This window comes from Telmatospirillum sp. J64-1 (genome assembly GCF_006980715.1).
Taxonomy (GTDB): domain Bacteria; phylum Pseudomonadota; class Alphaproteobacteria; order Rhodospirillales; family Magnetospirillaceae; genus Oleiliquidispirillum; species Oleiliquidispirillum nitrogeniifigens.
The window spans coordinates 123,155-143,705 of sequence record NZ_SBHN01000001.1 but is presented as its reverse complement, the minus strand read 5'-3'; the positions used below and the strand labels follow the sequence as shown (position 1 = coordinate 143,705).

Genomic DNA, 20,551 nt, shown 5'->3' with positions numbered 1-20,551 from the left:
GATCAGATCACGTCGCGGGCCGCGAGATCGTCCAGCGTCTTCTCGTCCAGGCCGAGATCGCGGTGAAGAATGTCCCGGGTATCGGCTCCCAGGCCCGGAGCACCGGTGGTGACGCAGGCGGTCGGGGCATCGTCGAACCGCACCGGCTGCCGGGGAACCGGTATCTCGCCCAAGCCATGATGCTGGACAGGATGGATCAGGCCCCGATGCCGGACATGCTGGGAATCCAAGGCTTGCGGAACGGTCCAAAGGGGTGCCACGGGAACGCCCGCCTTCCCTAATGCATCCACCACCGCTTCACTGCTGCGCCGGCGCGTCCATGTCTCAATGGAAGCCCGCAAATCGGCTTCATGAGCGACGCGGTCGCTATCGCTGCCGTAACGCGGATCCGTCACCAGATCCGGCTGCTCTACCACATGGGCCAAGGCTGCGAAGAGACGGTCATTCAGCACGGCGATCGCGACATGGCCGTCCGCCGTCGCGAAAACGCCGAAAGGCGCCGACAAGGGATGGCGGTTTCCGACACGTTGCGGCGCGCGGTCCGTGTAGAGGCTTTGGCACAAAGCAGTCGGCAGCAGGCTGAACAGGCTGTCCAGCAAGGCGATGTCCAGATGACGGCCGCGCCCGGTCTTCCCCCGCTCCACCAAGGCGGCAAGAATGCCCCAACTGGCAAAAAGCCCAGCGGCCAGATCCGCCACCGGCTCGCCGATCAAGGTCGGCGGTCCCTCCGGGTCACCCGTGACCGACATGATGCCGGACAGGGCCTGGGCGATGATGTCATAGGCCGGCGCGCGGCTCATGGGGCCGTCCTGGCCGAAGCCCGAGATGCTGGCATAGACGAGGGAAGGGTTCCGCGCGGCCAGGGTGGGATAATCGATGCCCAGCCGTTGCGCGACGCCGGGCCGGAAATTTTCCACGACCACATCGGCCTTCGCGGCAAGGTCCTGCGCGATCCGCAAACCATCCGGAGTCTTCAGGTCCAACCGGATGCTGCGCTTTCCCCGGTTGACCAGCAGGAAGAGCGCACTTTCCCCCTCCTTGAAGGGGCCGACATGGCGGTAATCGTCCCCGCCCGGGGGTTCCACCTTGATGACTTCCGCCCCCAGATCGGCCAGAAGAGCAGTGCAATACGGTCCGGCGAGGACCCGTGAAAAATCGAGAATCCGGATATCGGAAAGCGGCGCGGCGACAGGCATCGGGGCATCCTCTTCACTGCAGATATCCCCAGCCTACAGAGGCCCGGCCACAGGAAGAAAAAATACATCCCGATAAAAGCTATAGGATGAACCTATAGCCCAGCCTCCTTCAAATGGGCCCGCACCGCTTCGGTGAAAGCCTGCATCAGGGGCGTCTCGGGGCTGCGGCGCGGATGGGCCACGACGAGGCGCTGCGGGGCCACATCGTCCGCAAGGGCCAAGGCACGCAAGGGACGGCCGTCATAACTGCAATCGGCAGCCGCGCGCGTGTAGAGCAGGGTCACCCCATGTCCATGGGCCACCATGCCGCGCACCACATCCAGGGACCGGCTGACATAGGCGATGCTCGGCGACAGGCCTCTCGACAGGAAGGGGCCAAGAAGCGTGTCGCGGCTGAGAGGCAGGTCCAGCGTGACAAGGGGAAATTGCGCCAGCTCGGCGAGAGAGACCTTGGCACAATCGGCCAAAGGATTGTCTGCGGCGACCAAGGCATAAGGCCGCAGTTCCGCGACAGGTGTGAGGACGAGTCCGCCTCGAAGGCCGACATCGTAGAGCAGCGCGATTTCCAGGATGCCGTCCAGCAGCCGGGTTTCCAGCTCCTCGAGATCGGCCTCCGCGGCCTCCACCTGCAGCGCGGGATGGGCAAGCCGAAGATGCCGCAGCACCCCCGGCATATGGGCCGGAGCCAGGGTCGTGAAGAAGCCCGCCGTCAGACGTCCCGCCCCCGATTGTCCCCCGTCGGGCATGCCCAATGCCGCAAAAGCCGCCAAGGCGGCCCGTGCCTCGGCCAGCATATCCCGGCCAAAAGCCGTCAATTGCAGCCCCCTCCCCGCATGACGCGCGAATAGCGGGCGGCCCCAGGCGGCTTCCAGGGCAAGGATGCCCGCCGAGACGGAAGGCTGCGACACATTGAGCGCACGCCCGGCGGCGGCCGTGCTGCCACATTCCGCTGTCGCCACGAAATAGCGCAAATGGCGCGGCGTCAGTTCCGGCGGCTGGAGAGGATTGGGCATGCCCGGGCGAGACTTCAGCAAAGGCTATGATCCATGGTGACAATGGATCATAGCCTGAAGGGGCCGGACAGCAGGAAGGGAAAAGAGAGGCCTCGGATCAGCCCCCTTCGCCCTCTCCGTCATAGGCCCGCGCGGCCTCTCCCGTATAGGTCCACAGATATTGACGCGGGATCGGCCCCTTGTTCCGCCCGCCCTGCTCCATCTGTTCCCAGGCATGGGCCAGGGCGCCGACCGAGCGGGACAAGACGAACAAGCCCCGGCATAGGGGCGGTGGGAAGCCGAGTTCGGCATAGATCACGGCGGTCGCGCCATCGATATTCATCGGCACGACTTTGCCCTTGGCCGTGGCGATGTGCTTCTCCACCGCCCGCCCGATGGCCGCATAACGCCCCGATACGGTGCCCTTCGCAGCCGCCTGATCGACGATCTCGAGCAGGCGCGGGGCGCGCGGATCGATGGGATGGAAACGATGCCCGAAACCCGGCACATAGCGCACGCCGCTGGCCGCCAGTTCCTTTGCCTGCGCGGCGACCGCGTCTTCGAGCGGCAGCCCCTCATCCATTCTGGCCGCAATAGCGTTATAAAAGGCGACGCATTGCTCGCCGGCACCGCCATGGACATCCCCCAGGACATTGATCGCCGAGGCCATGGCATTGTTGATGCCGACGCCACAGGTCACCGCCATGCGGGCGATGGCGATGGACGGGGCTTGCGGACCATGATCAACCGCCGAGGCCAGTGCCGTACCCAGCAATTCCGCCTGGGCCTCGCTGGGCAATTCACCGCGCAGCATCAGCCAGATCATGGCCGGAAAGCTGATCCGCCCGATCAGATCTTCAATGGCATAGCCGCGATAGCGGATCATGCCGGGTTTCATCTCGATGATCTCGGTCGACCACCAATCCTCGCTCAATTGGCGGCCGGCATCCTTGGGGATCATGCGCCTGTCTCCTCATGCGAGACCAAGGCCCGCCCGGGAACCGGAGCCTCGGCGACCAGAACCTGGCCGGTTTCGGAATCTGTGATGAACAACTGGCTGCGGCCGGGGCCGCCATAGGCGAGATTGGTCAAGGTCCGCCCCGCACAGCTTTGAACGATATGCGTCGGCACGCCCCAGCGGTCGAGAATCCAGACGCAGCCATGGCCGGGATCGCAGATCGCCAAGCCATCCTCTTCATCCATGGCCAGACCGTCCGGCCCGCTCACGCCGCCAGGCAGTTGCGCGAAGACATTGGCCTTGCCCACGATGCTGTCGCGGCCGACGGCCATGCGCCAGATCTGGCAGGACCGGGTCAGCGCCACATAGAGATGGGTTCCGGCCTTGTTGAGCACGAGGCCGTTGGGGCTGGGGCAGGTCGAGAGCAGGCGGTCCAGCCGCCCATCCGCCGTCAGGCGATAGACCCGGCCGGTGGGGTCCTGCATGCCGGTCTGGCCCTGATCGGTGAAATAGATGTCGCCATTGGCGGCAAAGGCCAGGTCGTTGACCCCCCGGAAGCCCTCGCTGCCGACCGTTTCGAGATGCGGCGTGACGGTGCCGGTGGCAGGGTCCAGGGCCATCAGTCCCTTGCGGTAATCGGTGATCAGGATGCGCCCGTCGCGGCCGATCTTCAGGCCGTTGGGCCAGCCGTCATATTCCGCAACCAAAGACCATTCCCCGCCCTGGTCGATGCGGAAGACGCGGCCATGGGGAATGTCGGTGACGTAGAGATTGCCGTCACGATCGAAGGCGGGACCTTCAAGGAAGGAATCGATCGGCGCGCCGCCCTTGTTGGCATCGGCCCAGGCACTCCGGCGGGGTCGCCGGAAGTGTTCGGGCATGCTGGTGAAGACCTTCGTTTCGATGGGCTTTGGGGGTGGGAACCAACTCATACCGCTTGCTCCTGCCGCAATTCCGCGATTTCAGCGGTGGAATATCCGATGGAAGCCAGGATCTCGTCCGTATCCGCCCCCAGAAGCGGCGGCGGCATCTTCGGGGCCGGATCGCCTTTGCCGAGGCGGAAGCCTGCACGGACGACCGACACGTCCCGTTCGCCCGCGACCTTGGGGAAATGCTTGATCATCTCGCGCGAGACCACCTGTTCGTGTTCCAGGACCTCGGGCACGCTCAGCACCTCGCCGGCCGGGACGGCCCGCTGGTTCAGCAGATGGGCCCATTCCGCCGCCGAGCGGGCAGCAAGCGCCGCCTCGATCTCGCCCTTCAATTCATAGCGGTTGGCCTTGCGGTCCTCGCGGTCGGCGAAGCGCGGATCCTGGATCAGGTCTTCGCGGCCCAGCAGCATGCACAGGGCCTCGAATTGCTCCTGCTTGTTGGCGGCGATATTGAGCAGTCCGTCGCCGGTCTTGAAGGTGCCGGACGGGGCCGCCGTCATGTTCTCGTTGCCCATCGGCTTGGGGCGGACACCGGCGATCAGCCAGTTCGACACCGCCCAGCCCATGGAAACCAGGGTGGCCTCGAGCATGGAGACGTCGATGAACTCGCCTTCGCCGCTCTTGGTCCGGCGGAACATGGCCGCCGAAATGGCGAAGGCAGCGGTGATGCCGCCGAAGGTATCGCAGATCGGATAGCCGACCCGCATCGGCGCGCTGTCCCGGTCCCCGGTCACGCTCATCACCCCGGACAGGCCCTGGATGATCTGGTCGTAGGCGGGATTGCCCCGCAGCGGACCGTCCTGGCCGAAGCCGGAAATGGCGCAATAGATCAGATCGGGCTTCACTTCGCGCAGGACCTGGTATCCCAGGCCCAGCCGGTCCATGACGCCGGGACGGAAATTCTCCACCACCACGTCGGCAGTGGCGACAAGGCGCCGGAAGGCCTCCTTGCCGCTGGGATGCTTCAGGTTCAGCGTCACCGAGCGCTTTCCGGCATTCTGGGCCAGGAAGGACGCGCCCATGCGCTGCTGGTTGAGCTCCCGATCCGCCCCCAACTGGCGCGCCAGGTCGCCCGAGCCGGGGGTTTCCACTTTGATGACGTCGGCGCCAAGCTGCGCGAGTTGATAACAGCAAAACGGCCCGGCGAGCACATTCGTCAGATCAAGGACGCGCACGCCCTCAAGCAACTGCGACATTGCGCTTTCTCCAGAAACAATTCGCGGCGACAGCAAGCACGAGGGCCGCGCCGGCGGCCGGCATGATCATGCCGGGCATGAGAACAAGAGCTGCCCCGCTGAACATGGCCAGACGCTGGACCACCGAAAGCGGAACAAGGAAGAAGCCGACATGGCTGGCCGCGAAGGCGACGATGCCGGCCAGCAGGAAGGGACCATAGGCCAGCGCATCCATGATGCCGGTGCCGTCCGTCCCGATCATGATTTCGGGATGGTAGATCCAGGCAATCGGAAGGATGAAGCCGACCACGGCCAGGCGCAGCGAAGTCAGGGCCAAGGCGAGCGGATTCTGCTTGGCGATGGCCGCCGCCGCGAAGACGGCCAGGGCAACGGGCGGAGTGATGGCCGACAGTACCGCGTAGTAGAAGACGAACATATGCGCGCTGAGGCGATCGACGCCCAATTCCATGATCGCCGGTCCGGCCACGAAAATGACCATCAAATAGGAAGCCGCGGTCGGCAGCCCCATGCCGAGCACGACGGCGCACAACGCCGCCAGCATCAGGGCCAGGAACAGGTGATGGCTGCCCAGGGCGGTGATCTCCTGGTTCAGCTTGATACCGAAGCCCGTGGCGGTGATCGCCGCGATGACGATGCCGATGGCGGCGCAGGACAGCAGAACGGACAGGCCGTCCCGCCCGCTATCGACCGTCAGCCGCAGCCATTGGCCCAGATTGATGCGCGTATCGGGCAGGATCATCGCCAAGGCCAGGATGACGCCCGTCGCGACCAGTCCCGAGAAGGTGGCGGGATAGCCGGAAAAGAGCAGGGTCAGCAGCAGGCCGAAGCCGATGACCAGGAGGGCCGCCCGGGACAGGCGCGAGCGGTTCCAGGCCGGCGCTTCCTCGTCAAGCGGCGCCAGGTTCAGGCGTCCGGCCTCCAAGGCCACCGTCACGGACAGGGAAAACAGGTAGAGTAGCGCCGGCACCAGGGCGGCCAGCATGATCTGGATATAGGGGATGCCGGTGATGTCGGCCATGATGAAGGCGCCGACGCCCATCACCGGCGGCATGATCTGGCCGACACAGGATGCCGTGGATTCGACACCCCCAGCGAAACGCCCCGAAAAACCGGCCCGCCGCATCATGGGAATGGTCAAAACGCCGGTCGAGGCCACATTGGCCGGTGCCGAGCCGTTGATCGAGCCGAACATGGCCGAGGCGATGATCGCGCATTGCGCCGGGCCGGAGCGCCGGCCGCGCGCCATCATCACCGCGATGTCATTGAACAGCTCGCCCGCGCCGGTGACCCGCAGGACGGTCCCCAGGATGACGAAGGCCAGCACGATGTCGATGACCGAAGCCAAGGCGACGCCGAAGATGCCGCGATAGCTGTAGGAGATTTCCAGAATCCGCTCCAGCGACATCGGACGATGCTGCAGCAGGCCGGGCATCGCATGGCCGAAGAACATGTAGACGACGGCCAGCAGTATCACGGTCGTCAGCAGCCAACCTTCCGCCCGATGGGCGCCCATGATGACGATGACGGTGCCGATGGCATAGGCCACCAGATCCGCCGTGGACGGCAGACCTTCGCGGAAATTGGCGATATCATCGTATTCGAGGATGAGATAGCTGCCGGCATAGATCGCGCCCGCGATCAGCGCCAGGTCGAGCAGCACGCCCGGCAGGCTCCGCCCCAGAGCTCCGGGCCGAAGGGCGAAGACGGCCACCAGGCCCAACATCAGCACGGCCCCGTATTGAACCGGCGAAGGGAAGCGGCCGAAGAATTCCGTGGCAACGATGAAAAGCGGAATGGCACCGGCGGCCAGGAGTCCCAATGCCTGCATCAGGCGCGGGAACAGCCTGCGCTCAACGGCATCGGCGCCGAGCGCTGTCGCAATCAGCCAGTTCATGGGGCGGGTTTCCTCCGAGGATCCGATGCACCGCACCGGACCCTCGCTGTTATTCATGGATTACGGTGGGCGTGACGGTCAGTCGAGCTTGCCGATCTCGCGGTAATAGCGTTCGGCGCCGGGATGGATCTGCCCCGAGAGGCCTTCGAGCGCGGTGTCCAGGCTGATCAGGGACAGGGCGATGCTCTGTTCGCGGATGCGGTCGATATTGGTCCACAGCGCCTTGGTCAGGTCATAGACGGTCTGCTCGTCCACATCGCCGCGCACCATGATCTGGAACGGGAAAGTCCAGAAATAGACCGGCCCATCCACGGCGATGCGGCCGTCATAGGCTTGTTTCAGGACATCCGCACTGACTTCCTGATAGACGTAGTATTGGCCGTTGGTCACCGTCTCGCGGAAGGCTTGCTGGGTCTTCGGATCGGGAGAAATGAAACGCAGGGCCGTGCCGCGCGAAGCGTTGTCGATGGCCGGCATGGGAATACCGCCCCAGACCAGCGTCGCATCCATCGACCCTGCCGCCATCTGATCGAGCGCGGCGCCATATTCCAGCCGCTGGGCGTTCACCTTGCCCAGGCCGTGAAGGTCGAAGAGGATTTCCGAAACGCGGCCGGCATTGCCGCCGGGGCGGCCGATGCCGACGCTCTTGCCGTCCAGGTCGCGGAAGGTATGGATGCCGCTGTCGGCGCGGGCGACATATTGGGCCATGCCGGTGGGAATCGAGAGAATCACCCGCATGTCCTTATAGGCTTCCCTCAAACGCGGCGGATCCTTCTCGAACTGCGCCGTTCCCTCGACCGCATCGAGGTAATTGGGGGCGCCGATGCCAACGATGTCCACTTCACCCTGCGCGACCTTGCGGATACCGGAAACCGTGCCGTTCTCGACCACGGTCATGCGGGTCTTGCTGCCGGCTTCGGCCAGCGCATTGGACCACAGCACGCCCAGCGCATAATCGTCGGACGTGGTGGCGACACCGCTATAGACGAGATTCTCGGCGGCCGCCTGGCCCGACGCGAAAAGTATGCCCGCGAAGGCGGCAGCAACGATCTTTGAATGCCCCATTGGAAACTCCTCCAGGTATATAGGCCGCCGCTTCTTGTTCTGTCCGACGGAATGGCATTCTGCTTAACAGCACATTCAAAATGTGTCCATAGGAATTTCATTAAACAGAACATCGTTCTGCTTGACAGAACGATAGGGCGATGCCAGGATAGCCATATATTTTTTGATGGAATAATCGGATGACTGAGCAAAAGGTCGAGGCCGTCGAACGGGCCTTGCTGATTCTGGAGGCCTTCCAGGAAGGCGAAGAAGAGCTTCCCTTGTCCACCCTGGCCCTCAAGACCGGCCTTTACAAAAGCACGATCCTGCGTCTTTGCGCCTCGCTCGAACGCTTCGGCTATCTTCGTCGCGGCGAGAATGGCAGCTTCCGGCTGGGCCCGACCTTATGGCGGCTGGGGTCGCTCTACCGCCGCAGCTTCGACCTGGGAGAGCAGATCCGCCCCGAACTTCGGCGCCTTGTCGAGGCGACGCAGGAAACCGCCTCCTTCTATGTCCGGGAAGGCGAGGAGCGCATCTGCCTCTACCGCCTGAATTCTCCCCGAGCCGTCCGCCACCATCTCGACGAAGGGGCCCGCCTGCCCCTCCATTCCGGCGCCGCCGGCCGGGTGCTGCTCGCCTTCGACGGCGCGCAGGACGAGATCAGCCAGACGATCAGGGGGCAAGGATTTGGCATTACCCGGGGCGACCGCGACCCCGAAATCGCCGCCGCCGCCGTTCCCGTCCTGGATAACCGGGGCCGCCTTCGCGGCGCCCTTTCCGTCTCCGCCCTCCTCAACCGCTTCGATTCAGCTGCGGAGAAGCGGGCGCTCGATGCCTTGCAGGAAAGCGCAGAGCGGTTGCGCGGCGCCTTGTCCCGGGATTGACAGGAAGGGCCGTTAGCCCTCAAAGAGGCAGAGCCTCAGTGCGCGAGGATGCCCTGACCCATGGCCGCCGGTTCCTGGAACCAAGTGCGGATGTGATCGCGCAGGCTGGCGACCGTCTCCGTGTCCCCTTTCGGCCCGGTGACGAGTCCCACCTCGATGCGCCCCGGCGCCGGAAGCGCGGGCGTATAGAAGCTATCGGTGGAAGACGCGAAAGGCTGTGCCGGACCCAGCGCCGCCAGTCCCAGACCGGCGGAGACGGCAGACCAGACGCCGTAATAGCTGGTGCTGGAATAGACTTCGAACCATTCCAGCCCGGCTTTCTCAAGGCTCTCCAAGGCGCGCGCCCGGAAGGCACAGCCATGGGGGAAGCCGACCAGGGGAACCGGCTCGCCCGGTGACCAGGACAAAGTGGTGCTCGCCACCCAGGTCAGGCGTTCCGACCGCAACGGCTCGGTTCTCGGGTCGGGGCCCAGCCGGTTGATGAGGGCGAGGTCGATCTGCCCGGCATCGAGCAGCCCGTCGAGTTCACCGGACAGGCGGCAGATGACTTCCAGCCGCACCCTCGGATAACGCGCCCGGAACGCGGCCAGCCCCCGAGACAGCCTCGTATGCGCCGTTTCATCCGGGACGCCCAGGCGGACAATGCCTTCCAGCTTGGGCGCGCCCAATTCGGCGGTGGCATCGTCATTGGCGCGCACGATCCGCCGGGCATGGCCGAGCAGCCTCTCGCCCGCCGCCGTCAGGCCGAGAACGCGCCCCTGTTTTCGTTCCACCAAGCGTTCGTTGACCATGCTTTCCAGCCGCTTGAGCTGGAGGCTGACCGTAGACTGGGTGCGAAAGAGACGGCGCCCGGCTCCGGTCAGGCTGTTCTCTTCCACGATCGCCACGAAGACCCGCAGCAGGTCGATGTCCAGGTTCCGCATGGCTATCATTTCCAAAAGCAATGATAGCCGCCACCATAACTCATTTTGGACATGATGTGCACGCGCCTAGAGTGAGCCCCGGCAAGCCCCCATCCTTGGCCGGAAAGGCAGAATGATGCAGCGCGACCACATCCTCCGGGCCTCTCCCGCCGGTCCATCGACATCTCTCCGTGCCTTCCTTGCGCCCGCTTTGCTCTTCTGCCTGTTGTGGAGTTCCGCCTTCATCGCCGGCAAGGCGGGCCTGGCCTCGGCACCGCCGCTCTTGCTGCTGGCCGCGCGCTTCCTGATCGCGGGGCTGCTAATGGTGCTGGCGGTTTCCCTCCTGGGCCTACGCCCACCCCAGGGCAATGCCGGAAGGAACGCCTGGGCGATCGTTCTTCTTCTCGGCCTGCTCAACAACGCGCTCTATCTGGGGATGAGCTTCACCGCCTTGCAGAGCCTGCCGGCGGGCTTCGTCGTCGTCATCGTCAGCACCGCGCCCATCCTTACCGCCATCCTCGCTCATTTCCTTCTCGGCGAGACCCTGAACGCGCGCAGGATCACCGGCCTTGCCCTCGGCATCATCGGCGTCTGGATGATCGTGCAGACCCGGCTCGGGGACGGGGGAGCGCCGGAAATCCCGGGACTCGTGCTGGTCGGGCTGAGCGCCCTGTCGCTTGCCTTCGGCACGATCGCCTACAAGCGCTATGCCACCGGCCTGCCTTTGCTCTGGGTCAATGCCTGGTCGACCCTGGCCGGCGGCTTGGTGCTGCTTCCCCTGACACTGGCATGGGAAGACCTGTCGGCCGTGACCTGGGACCTGACCCTGGCGGCGGCGCTCGGCCATCTCGTCCTTGCCGTCTCGGTGGGCGCGATGCTGCTGTGGTTCTGGTTGATCCGTTTCGTCGGCGCCGGCAAGGCGAGTTCCATCCATTTCCTGAATCCCGTCTTCGGCCTGTTGCTCGCCTGGCTGGTGCTCGGCGAAATTCCCGCCTGGAACGAAATGCTGGGAGTGATCCCCGTCAGCCTGGGCGTGCTGCTGGTGGTGAGCGCGGGCCGGGGAAGCGTGACTCGGCGCTAAGATTGCCGGCAATTACTCGGCAAATATAAAAGATTGACGACAATTATCCAATCAAGATAGCCTTCCTGACGACATTTGGCGAAACGGCGCCAGAGATTGTCGGCATTCAAGGAGGTTCAGCTTGTCGGTTCAATCCGAACTCGCCGCAGAAAAGATCGAGGAACTCATCATGAGCGGTGAGTTCTCGCTGGGATCACGGATCAACGAAAGCGCGCTTTCGGCGCGTCTCGGCCTGAGCCGGGCGGTGATCCGGGAAGCCCTTCATGCGCTGGTCCGCGTGGGGTTGGTGGAAATCGTTCCCAACCAGGGCGCCTTCGTGAAGAACCTCTCTTTGCCGGAAATCACGCAGCTCTTCGATATCCGGGCGAGCCTGGGCCGTCTCGCCGGGCGGCAGGCCGCGCTTCTGATCGACGGGGAAATCCTGGACCATCTGCGCATGCTCATCCGCGAAATGGACCAAGTGGCCGCCGAGCGCGACTCGGAACGCTATGTCGCCCTGAACCTCGATTTCCACGACACGCTCTACCGGGCCAGCCGCAACGAACGCCTAGCCGAACTGGACCGCGCGATGGGCAAGGAATTGCGCATCTATCGCCGACACGGCCTGGCCTTCGGGGGCGGCCTTGCCGTCTCCAACCAGGAACACCGGGAAATCCTCGATGCCATCGGCCGTGGCGATTGCGAGATGGCCGGCGTCCATCTCGAAAATCACATCCGCAACGGCAAGGAACGCTTCCTCAATGCGATGTCGGCGACCGGCAAGCTCGTGCTTCAGTCCGACGCGCTCTATTCCGACTTATCGAAAACAAAGAAGAAAGCCTGAGATAGATGAAGATAACCAAACTCGAATGTCTGACAGTCCATCCGGGATGGCGCAAAAATCTGATCTTCGTCAGGATCGAGACCGACGCCGGGATCGTCGGCTGGGGGGAAGCCTACAGCCAGTATGACCGCGACCGCGCCATAGCGGCCCAGGTCGAGGAATTGGGGCGCTATGTCATCGGCCGCGACCCCTTCCAGATCCGCCATATCTGCCAGGTCGCCTTCGACGATTACGCCCAGCGCCGCGCCTCCCTCGAATTCCACTGCGCCGTTTCGGGGATCGAACAAGCCCTGTGGGATATCGTGGGCAAGGCGACGGACCAGCCGGTCTACAATCTGCTGGGCGGCAAAACCCGGGAGCGCATCCGCGTCTATGCCAATGGCTGGAGCTACAAGATGCAGGACGCGGAGGATTACGCCCGCGCCGCCGAGAAAGTGGTCCGAAACGGCTTCACGGCGCTCAAGCTCGATCCCCTTCCCCGCCCCTGGCGGACCTATATTCCCAAGCAGCATATCCGCCAGGCAGTGAAAACCGTCCGCGCCATCCGCGACGCCATCGGCCCGGATGTCGACATCCTGCTCGACATCCACCGCAGACTGGCCCCGATGCATGCCATCGACCTGGCCAATGCCCTCGCCGAATTCGAGCCCTACTGGTTCGAGGAGCCCTGCCAGTCGGAAAATGTCCAGGCCCTTGCCGATGTGCGCGCCAAGTCCCCCATTCCGACCGTCACCGGTGAAGCGCTCTATGGCCGGGCCGGTTTCCGCCCGGTGCTGCGTGAACGCGCCGTGGATATCATCAATCCGGACGTGGCGAATTGCGGCGGCATCCTCGAATTGATGTATATCGCCGCCGCCGCCGAAGCCGAGATGATCGCCTGCTCGCCGCATAACTACAATTCCACGACCCTGGCCTTGTCGGCGACCGTCCATGCTTCCGCCTGCATGCCGAACTTCATCATCACCGAATACTTCATTCCCTTCGAGGAATTGGGCGCGAAGCTCTGCCGCAATCCCCTCAAGCCGGTCGATGGCTACATCACACTGCCGGAAGGGCCGGGCCTGGGGATCGAGGTGAATGAAGACGTGCTCCGCTCCATGCCGGGCAAGCCCTTCCCCCAGCGCGTCCTGCCGCTGCCGGAAAACGAAGGCCCCCGTTCGGACGCGCCGAAACACTCCTTCTGAGTCCAGGCCCCTTATCCCTCGAAAACCCTATCCCTCGATAACCGACGAAGAGGCCGACCGATAACGGCCTCCAGGGAGGAAAGACATGAAAACTCTGAAGACCTTGGCCGCTGCGGCATCGCTGTCGCTCCTGGCCTTCACCCTGACAGCGCCCGTACAGGCGGCGGACTATCCCGAAAAAGACATCCGCTTCGTGGTCTGGTCGGCGGCGGGTTCTCCGCTCGATAGCATGATGCGCCAGCTTGCACGCCAGCTCAGTGCGGAACTCGGCGTTCAGGTTCCGGTCGAGAACCGTACCGGCGGCTCCGGGGCCGTCGCCATGTCCTATGTCATGACGCAGCCGGCGGACGGCTATACCGTCCTCTCGACGACCGCCAGCATGACCTTCACCATGGCCAAGGGTCAGGTTCCGTTCAGCCCCGACAACTTCACCGTGCTGCGCGCCCTGCAGGCCGAACCCTCCGCCGTCGCTGTGCGCGGGGACAGCGACTTCCAGACCATGGAAGACTTCGTCGAATACCTGCAGCAGAACCCCAATGGATTGCGGGTTGGCGGCTATGCCTCGGCCGGCTTCCATCAATTCGTCTTCTACCGCCTGCAGGAAGAAGCCGATTTCGAGGCGGCCTGGATTCCCTTCGATGGCGGGAACGAGGCGGCAATGGCGCTGCTCGGCGGGCATCTCGACGCGGCCGTCCTGACCCCCAGCTCCGCCCTGGCCCAGATCGAAAGCGGCGAGTTCCGGCTGCTCGGCATCTCGACCGATGGCCGCGACGAATACTTCCCCGACACCCCGACCTTCAAGGAACAGGGCTATGACGTCGTGGAATCCATCTGGCGCGGCGTCATGGTGCGTAGCGGCACGCCCGACGAAGCGACCGACCGGCTGCTCGAGGCGATCGCCGCGGTCGAACAGACGGAATCCTGGCAGGAATTCATGCGAAACAACATGCAGTCCTCCCTGGACCTGACCAAGGACGAGATGCAGGAACTGGTCCGCCGGGAGGTTGAGTCCCGCCGCACCTTCCTCGAGAACAGCGGAAACCTCAATTGAGTACGCCAACCCCGACATTGCATGAGCGCCGTGCCATGGCGCTCATGCGATACGGCACCATCCTGGCCGCGCTGGTCATGGGGATCGTGGCAATCGTCATGATCGTCGTCGCGGGGGGATTTCCCGCGCCGAGCACGCTGGGCGCTCCGGGCCCGGCGCGGCTTCCCACGATCTATGCCACCCTGCTCGCCGTCCTGGCAGGGGCGTTGATCCTGCGGAGCCTCTTCGGCGCCCCGGAGCCGGGACTCTCTCTCAAAGGGTCCGGGCGCGCGATGGCGCTGACGGCAGGCACGGCCGTCTGCGTCTATCTGTGGAGCATGCTCGACTTTCTGGTCCTGTTCATTCCGGCGACGCTGATCGGCGTGCGTCTGCTCGGAGCCGGATGGATCGGTGCCTTCATCGCCGCCGCCCTCATGCCTGCCGCGGTCTACGGGCTCTTCCACCTCTTGCTCGACGTCCCCTTCCCCTAACGACCAGAGGTTCCCGTAACCATGCAAGAACTTCTCCTTGGCATCGAGACCGTCTTCACCTGGCAGGGGATCTTGGCAATCTTCGTGGGCACGGCTCTTGGCATTCTCGTCGGCGCCCTGCCTGGCCTCGGACCTTCGCTGGGGGTCGCCCTGCTCATTCCGGCGACCTTCAGTCTGCCCCCGTCCGTCAGCTTCAACCTTCTCGTTTCCCTCTATATCGCGGCGGAATACGGGGGCTCGATCTCGGCGATTCTCATCGGCACGCCGGGCACGGCCGCCGCGACGGCCACCGTCGTCGACGGCTATCCCATGAACCGCAAGGGCCAGGGCGCGATGGCCCTGCAGGCCTCGCTGACGGCATCGACCATCGGCGGCATCATCGGCGCGATCTCCCTGATCGTGTTTTCCCAACCGCTCATCGCCTTCGTCCTCAAATTCGGCGCCCCGGAATATTTCGCGCTCGGGCTGCTGGGATTGACGCTGATCGCCAGCCTGAGCGGCGATACGATCCTGAAGGGACTGATCGCGGGCCTCATCGGCCTGTTGCTGGCCGTCGTCGGTGTCGATCCCGTCTCGGGATCGCCGCGCTTCACGGGACCGTTCTTCGAGCTCTATGAAGGCATTCCGTTCCTGGTGGTGCTGATCGGCGTCTTCGCCCTTGCCGAGGCCTTCACCCTCGCGGAACGCGGCAACAACACCTCCGACAAGGCCGAAAAAAGCATGTCTTCCGGATCGCTGGGGATCGGCCCCGCGCTTGCCATGTTCCCGACCTTCCTGCGGGGTTCGGTGATCGGCACGGTGGTCGGCGCGATTCCGGGGGCGGGCGCGAATATCGCCGGCTGGCTCGCCTATGTCCAGGAACGCCGCTGGTCCAAGGAACCCGAGACCTTCGGCCAAGGGCAGATCCGGGGGGTAGCCGCGCCGGAAGCCGCGAACAGCGCCTCAGTCGGCGGCTCCCTGATGCCGCTTCTCACCCTCGGCCTACCCGGCAGCCCGACGACGGCGGTCCTGATCGGCGCCCTCATCATCCATGGCCTGCAACCCGGCCCCAGGCTGTTCAGCCAGAATCCGGATGTGGTCTATGGACTGTTCGTCGGCATGCTGGTCGCCTTCCCGATGCTCTTCGTCCTGGCGATTGCCGCGATGCCGCTGTGGCGGCGGGTCCTTGCCTTGCCGAATTCCTATCTGGCGGTCGGCATCATCCTGCTGTCTCTTGTCGGCACCTATTCCTTCCGCAACCTGATGTTCGACGTCTGGCTGGCGATCGGGTTCGGCATCGGCGGCTATTTCCTGAAGAAACTGCGCTTCCCCATGGCCCCGCTGGTGCTGGCCATGGTCCTGGGCGCCATCGTCGAATCCAACTACGCCCGCGCCTTGATCATGTCGCAGGGTTCGCACGGGATCTTCTTCGAGCGCGCCTTGAGCGTCAGCCTGATCGGGTTCGCCATCCTCGCCCTCGTCTGGCCCGTGGTGCCCTATTTCATGAAGAAGATCCGCCAAAACAGACAAGAAACGGCAATGTAGAGACCGTTTCGCTTTAATGAAGAAGGAATAACACCTTCGCCCATACAAAGGGGTTATCAGGTAGCGTTCATCAAGGCGGCTGCCATGTTTTCCGGACATGGCAGCTTCTTTTACGCCCCTTCACCCCCCTTATGACATAGGAGAATCCTATCGCCTATGGCGAGAAATCCTCATTAGACGCCTGGACGGGACAGGGATAAACTCTCCGTAATTAAGAAAAAACTTATCGCTGGGATGGATCGTGGTCGTGGGAAGACCTAGCAGGGAAGTGCCGCCCGGTCAGCATGGTCTCGGGCAGGCCTGGCATCCAGGAGCCAGATAAGCGGGCTTTGTGTCCCACCCCGTTCCCTCCCCGGTTCTTTTTCATTGATGGCGGCTGCCTGGTTAGCACGGTTCAGCCGAGACGTCTCTGCTTCAGGCAAGACAGGCCCAGGAAATACTGGCCGTCCTCTTTTCCGAAACCTCAAGACCATCACGAGAAGGTCCGAGGGTTCCCTGAAAAGTACTGTACTGGGAGGACAGACAATGAAGAAAGCGCTTCTCGCGGCCAGCCTGTGTACTGCGGCCGGCATCGCCCCTGCCATGGCACAGGACTTTCCCACCCGCCCGATCGAGATGATCGTCCCCGCCCCGGCCGGTGGCGGCACGGACACGGCGGCGCGCATGCTGGCGACCCAAGTTTCGCAGGTCATCGACAAGCCCGTGGCCGTGATCAATGTCGCGGGCAGCGGCGGCGGCGTCGGGGTGACGCAATTCCTGCGCAGCAAGCCCGACGGCTATACCCTGCTCGCGACCTGGAACGGCGCCATCACCAGCGTGCCGCATGTCCAGCCGGTGCAATACGACATGGACAGTTTCACGCCCATCATCAGTACGTCGCAGACGCCCTATACGCTTTGCGTCAAGCCGGATTTCCCCGCCGATGACGGCCAGGGCTTCATCGAGGAAGTGCTGAAGAGGCCCGGCCATTATTCCTACGGCAATGACGGCGTCGGCGGGGTCATGCAGCTGGCCGTGGAACGCCTTGCCGGTCCGACCGGAATCGACCTGCATCCCATTCCCTTCCGGGGCGCGGGCGAGACCTTGCAGAACTTCCTGGGCGGCCATGTCGATATCTATGGCGGCACCATTTCTCCCATCGTGCCCTATGTGGAAAGCGGCGAGGCCAAATGCCTGATCGTCACCTCGGCCGAGCCCAATGACGTCCTGCCCAATGCCAGCAGCTTCGGCCAGCTTGGCTACCCCGAGTTGGAAACCGTCCTCTGGCGCTTCATCATGGCCCCGAAGGACCTGCCGGAAGAACGGCGTGCCTTCCTGGCCGATGCCATCGAACAGGCGGCCCTGGCCCCGGAACATCAGGAGTTCCTCGCCAAGATCGGCGAATCGCCGCGAATCCTGAAAGGTGACGAACTCGACCAGCGCATCCGCGCCGAATTCGATGCCTTCGGGGAAGTCCTGCGATCTCTCGGCCTGGCACGCAACTGACGGGCCTGACCGCCTAGGGATCGGAGGATCCTGTCGTGACCGGTCTTCTCCATGCTCCTGCCCCTGGGCGCCCCGCGCGTTCAGGGGCGCTCCAGAAGCCTGACGCTGCTGCCCATGCGGGAAATGGTGTGCCGGGCCACCTGCAAGATCACGTCGATGCCCGGCCCCTGGGCATTGGCCTGATAAGCGGCGCACAGGGGCAACGGCTTGAGCAGCCCGCCTGGGTTGCTGCCGACGATCAGGCCGGCTTGCAGTTCGATCTCGGCCACGCAGACCGGCAGGACGCTCGTCGCCACACCGGCTTTGACCAGACGCAGGATGGTCGCCATGTCGTTGCAGGTGCTGAAGGCCGGCTGGGGCAGCCCGGTGGCCTGGAACCATTCCGTGATCATCGCGTAAAGGGGCGAGGTCGACGGCAGCGTCATGATCCTCTTGCCGGCGAGATCATGAGAAAGGGTCGCCGGACGGCCGTTTGCCGTCGTGGCGCTCAGCCAGGCAATCTCGCAGCTGGCCAGGGGCTCGACCCTGACACTCGGCTTCACATTGGTCGCCATCATGAAGGCGATGTCGAGAAGGTTGTCATTGAGCATGGCGCCGAGCGAGTTGCTGTCGGCGATCGTCACCTCGACCTGAAGCTGGGGATAGGATTGTTCGAGCGTCGCCAGGATGGAAGCCAGGGGGCTCAAGGCGAAGGTGTTGGAAGACCCCAGCCGCAGGATGCCGCGCAAGGGGTCGCCCGTCTTGAGACGGTATTCCATCTCGTCGAAAAGCCCGAGCCCGCGCTCGACATAGGTCAGGACGACCAGGCCTTCGGAGGTGAGCCGGGCGCCGGTGCCGTGCCGTTCGAAAAGGGTCTTCCCGATCGTCGCTTCCAATTCGCGGATCCGCAGGGAAACCGTCGGCTGGGTCAGGCCGAGCTTGTCGGCGGCCGAGCGGAAGGAACCCGTCTTGGCAATGGCGACGAAGGCCTCCAGCTGTGCGAGGGAATAACGCCTCATAAGTTTTTCCTATCGCCATCACTGATGAATCCTCATTAGACCTATCCCATCCCAGCCTGTAATTTCAATTCATATAAAAATCACCAATGAAGAAGGGGCGACGCACGGCATGACGGCAGAAACGCGGAACGAAACGACCCAAAGGAAGGCGAAGTCCTTGCCGGTGACCGGCGTGGACTGCCATGCGCATGTCATGCTGGTCGATGCGCCCCTTGCCGCCGAGCGCCATTCTGCGCCGCAGCGCGACATTCATGCCGAGGAATACATCGCCCTTCTCGACCGGCACGGTCTCTCGCACGGGGTCCTGACCCAGCCGAGCTTCTATGGTACGGACAATTCGCTGATCCTGGCGGCGCTGGCGAAATATCCCGAGCGTCTTCGCGGCACGGCCATCGTTTCGCCGGAAACCGGCACCGAAGAACTTTCCAGGCTGCGGGAGGCCGGTATCGCCGGCATCCGCTTCAACTGGTTCAAGAAGAAAAGCCTGCCCGATGTCGGCGCTGCCGATTTCCAGGCTTTTCTCGGGCGCATCCGCGACGCCGGCCTGCATGCGGAACTCTATCTCGAAGGCGCGCGCATGGCCGGCATCCTGCCCCTTTTCGCCCAAAGCGGCGTGCGCCTGGTGATCGACCATTTCGGCTCGCCCGAGCCCGAACAAGGGGTGGAATGCGCGGGTTTCCAGCAAGTCCTGAAATATGCCGGATTCGGCCAGGCCTTCGTGAAGCTCTCGGCCCCCTACCGTCTGGGCGGGCGCGATCCCCAGCCTTATGTCGATGCCTTGATGGCAACAGGCGGGCCGGGGCAATTGCTCTGGGCGAGCGACTGGCCGTGGGTCTCCCATGAAGAGGGAATGAGCTATCAGAAATGTATCGACGACCTCTCTCGCTGGGTCGCCGATGAAATCGCACGGACCATCATTCTCTGCGTCAATCCGAAAAACGTTTTCTTCCTTTAAGGGACAAGTCTCCGACCAAGCCCAAGAGAAACGGCACCCCCAGGAGAAACATCATGCCATATCTCGAATCCGCCTCCTGCTCCGACATTCCCGCCGGGGAGCGCTTCCGTGCCCTGCTGGAACAGCCCGGCATCCTGGGTATTCCCAGCGCCCATAACGGCATGGCCGGCCTCCAGGCCAACCGGGCCGGCTTCAAGGCCTGCTATGTCGGCGGGGCGGCGATGACCGCCCAGATGGGCATTCCCGATCTGGGCATCATCACGGTCGACGAGGTCGCCTTCTACATCCGTCAGGTGGCACGGGCGAGCGGTCTGCCGGTCCTGGTCGACGGCGATACCGGCTATGGAGAGGCGCTCAACGTCATGCATATGGTGCGCAGCTTCGAGGATGCCGGCGCCGCGGCGGTGCATATCGAGGACCAGCTGCTGCCGAAGAAATGCGGCCATCTCAACGACAAGAAGCTGGCGACGCCGCAGGACATGGCGGCCAAGGTGTCGGCCGCCCGCAAGGCCCGCCGCCATCTCTACATCATCGCCCGGACCGACGCGGCGGCCAGCGAAGGCATCGACGGCGCCGTGGCCCGCGCCAAGCTCTACATGGAAGCCGGGGCCGATGCGATTTTTCCCGAAGCCCTGACCAATGAAGAGATGTTCCGCGAATTCGCGCGGCGCATGCCGGGCGTGCCGTTGCTCGCCAACATGACCGAATTCGGCCGCACGCCCTTCTTCACCGCCAAGCAGTTCGAGGAGTTCGGCTATAAGATGGTGATCTGGCCGGTTTCCTCCCTCCGCGTCGCCAACAAAGCCCAGGCCGAGCTTTACGAGGTGCTGGCGAAGACCGGAACGACCGAACCGCTGCTCGACCGCATGCAAAGCCGGGCCGAACTCTACGACCTGATCGGCCTGGCGGATTACGAAGCCCTCGATTCCTCAATCGTCAGCACCGTCCTTCCCCATATCGAGGCAAAAGAGTAAGGGGGCGG

At 63.9% G+C, this 20,551-nt stretch carries 19 protein-coding genes; 10 read left to right on the top strand and 9 right to left on the bottom strand.

The window, feature by feature from the left end; translation table 11 throughout:
* Nucleotides 1-2 precede the first annotated feature (2 nt).
* The 7 genes from EPD66_RS00675 to EPD66_RS00645 all read right to left on the bottom strand — a co-directional run bounded on the left by EPD66_RS00675 (nt 3) and on the right by EPD66_RS00645 (nt 8,233).
* The gene (locus tag EPD66_RS00675; RefSeq protein WP_142846280.1) at nt 3-1,196 is read right to left on the bottom strand and encodes a CaiB/BaiF CoA-transferase family protein; all 1,194 of its coding nucleotides are present in this window, start codon (nt 1,194-1,196) and stop codon (nt 3-5) included.
* A gap of 92 nt (nt 1,197-1,288) precedes the next feature.
* The gene (locus tag EPD66_RS00670) at nt 1,289-2,209 is read right to left on the bottom strand and encodes a LysR family transcriptional regulator (RefSeq protein WP_142846278.1); all 921 of its coding nucleotides are present in this window, start codon (nt 2,207-2,209) and stop codon (nt 1,289-1,291) included.
* Between the two features lie 97 nt (nt 2,210-2,306).
* Nucleotides 2,307-3,149 (bottom strand): citryl-CoA lyase, encoded by an 843-nt coding sequence (locus tag EPD66_RS00665; protein WP_142846276.1) that lies wholly within the window; start codon nt 3,147-3,149, stop codon nt 2,307-2,309.
* Nucleotides 3,146-4,078 (bottom strand): SMP-30/gluconolactonase/LRE family protein, encoded by a 933-nt coding sequence (locus tag EPD66_RS00660; RefSeq protein WP_142846274.1) that lies wholly within the window; start codon nt 4,076-4,078, stop codon nt 3,146-3,148. The genes EPD66_RS00665 and EPD66_RS00660 overlap by 4 nt, the downstream gene beginning before the upstream one ends.
* Nucleotides 4,075-5,274 (bottom strand): CaiB/BaiF CoA-transferase family protein, encoded by a 1,200-nt coding sequence (locus EPD66_RS00655; protein WP_142846272.1) that lies wholly within the window; start codon nt 5,272-5,274, stop codon nt 4,075-4,077. Before EPD66_RS00655 ends, EPD66_RS00660 begins: the two co-directional genes overlap by 4 nt.
* The gene (locus tag EPD66_RS00650; protein ID WP_185961183.1) at nt 5,258-7,168 is read right to left on the bottom strand and encodes a TRAP transporter fused permease subunit; all 1,911 of its coding nucleotides are present in this window, start codon (nt 7,166-7,168) and stop codon (nt 5,258-5,260) included. Before EPD66_RS00650 ends, EPD66_RS00655 begins: the two co-directional genes overlap by 17 nt.
* A 78-nt stretch (nt 7,169-7,246) precedes the next feature.
* Nucleotides 7,247-8,233, bottom strand: coding sequence for a TAXI family TRAP transporter solute-binding subunit (locus EPD66_RS00645; protein ID WP_142846268.1), 987 nt, complete (start codon nt 8,231-8,233; stop codon nt 7,247-7,249).
* A gap of 179 nt (nt 8,234-8,412) precedes the next feature.
* On the opposite strand from EPD66_RS00645, the gene EPD66_RS00640 reads away from it, so the two are divergent.
* Entirely contained in the window at nt 8,413-9,096 is a 684-nt protein-coding gene (locus EPD66_RS00640) for an IclR family transcriptional regulator (protein ID WP_142846266.1), read from the top strand.
* A 35-nt stretch (nt 9,097-9,131) separates the two neighbouring features.
* Here the strand turns inward: EPD66_RS00640 and EPD66_RS00635 are convergent, their stop codons facing one another.
* Complete coding sequence (locus EPD66_RS00635; protein WP_185961182.1) at nt 9,132-10,019, bottom strand: LysR substrate-binding domain-containing protein; 888 nt, start codon at nt 10,017-10,019, stop codon at nt 9,132-9,134.
* A gap of 112 nt (nt 10,020-10,131) precedes the next feature.
* Here EPD66_RS00635 and EPD66_RS00630 point away from each other — a divergent pair, with 112 nt between their 5' ends.
* From EPD66_RS00630 to EPD66_RS00600, 7 genes are all read left to right on the top strand, one after another.
* Nucleotides 10,132-11,079 (top strand): DMT family transporter, encoded by a 948-nt coding sequence (locus EPD66_RS00630; protein WP_142846262.1) that lies wholly within the window; start codon nt 10,132-10,134, stop codon nt 11,077-11,079.
* 121 nt (nt 11,080-11,200) lie between these two features.
* Complete coding sequence (locus EPD66_RS00625) at nt 11,201-11,902, top strand: GntR family transcriptional regulator (RefSeq protein ID WP_142846260.1); 702 nt, start codon at nt 11,201-11,203, stop codon at nt 11,900-11,902.
* Nucleotides 11,903-11,907: 5 nt separating this feature from the next.
* Nucleotides 11,908-13,086: a mandelate racemase/muconate lactonizing enzyme family protein gene (locus tag EPD66_RS00620; protein ID WP_142846258.1), complete on the top strand. Its 1,179-nt coding sequence runs from the start codon at nt 11,908-11,910 to the stop codon at nt 13,084-13,086.
* A gap of 85 nt (nt 13,087-13,171) precedes the next feature.
* Nucleotides 13,172-14,137, top strand: coding sequence for a tripartite tricarboxylate transporter substrate binding protein (locus EPD66_RS00615; protein ID WP_142846256.1), 966 nt, complete (start codon nt 13,172-13,174; stop codon nt 14,135-14,137).
* 35 nt (nt 14,138-14,172) lie between these two features.
* Entirely contained in the window at nt 14,173-14,607 is a 435-nt protein-coding gene (locus EPD66_RS00610) for a tripartite tricarboxylate transporter TctB family protein (RefSeq protein ID WP_142846254.1), read from the top strand.
* A gap of 21 nt (nt 14,608-14,628) precedes the next feature.
* Nucleotides 14,629-16,131, top strand: coding sequence for a tripartite tricarboxylate transporter permease (locus EPD66_RS00605; RefSeq protein WP_142846252.1), 1,503 nt, complete (start codon nt 14,629-14,631; stop codon nt 16,129-16,131).
* Nucleotides 16,132-16,656: 525 nt separating this feature from the next.
* A complete protein-coding gene (locus tag EPD66_RS00600; protein ID WP_142846250.1) occupies nt 16,657-17,616 on the top strand; it encodes a tripartite tricarboxylate transporter substrate binding protein in 960 nt (319 codons plus the stop codon).
* An 80-nt stretch (nt 17,617-17,696) separates the two neighbouring features.
* Here EPD66_RS00600 and EPD66_RS00595 read toward each other — a convergent pair whose 3' ends face one another.
* Entirely contained in the window at nt 17,697-18,614 is a 918-nt protein-coding gene (locus EPD66_RS00595; protein WP_142846248.1) for a LysR family transcriptional regulator, read from the bottom strand.
* Nucleotides 18,615-18,723: 109 nt separating this feature from the next.
* Here EPD66_RS00595 and EPD66_RS00590 point away from each other — a divergent pair, with 109 nt between their 5' ends.
* Both EPD66_RS00590 and prpB read left to right on the top strand, forming a co-directional pair.
* Nucleotides 18,724-19,569 (top strand): amidohydrolase, encoded by an 846-nt coding sequence (locus EPD66_RS00590; RefSeq protein WP_142846246.1) that lies wholly within the window; start codon nt 18,724-18,726, stop codon nt 19,567-19,569.
* A 53-nt stretch (nt 19,570-19,622) separates the two neighbouring features.
* Nucleotides 19,623-20,543 carry a methylisocitrate lyase gene (gene prpB / locus EPD66_RS00585; RefSeq protein WP_142846244.1) on the top strand — a complete coding sequence of 307 codons (921 nt, stop codon included), beginning with the start codon at nt 19,623-19,625 and terminating at the stop codon, nt 20,541-20,543.
* Nucleotides 20,544-20,551: the final 8 nt, after the last annotated feature.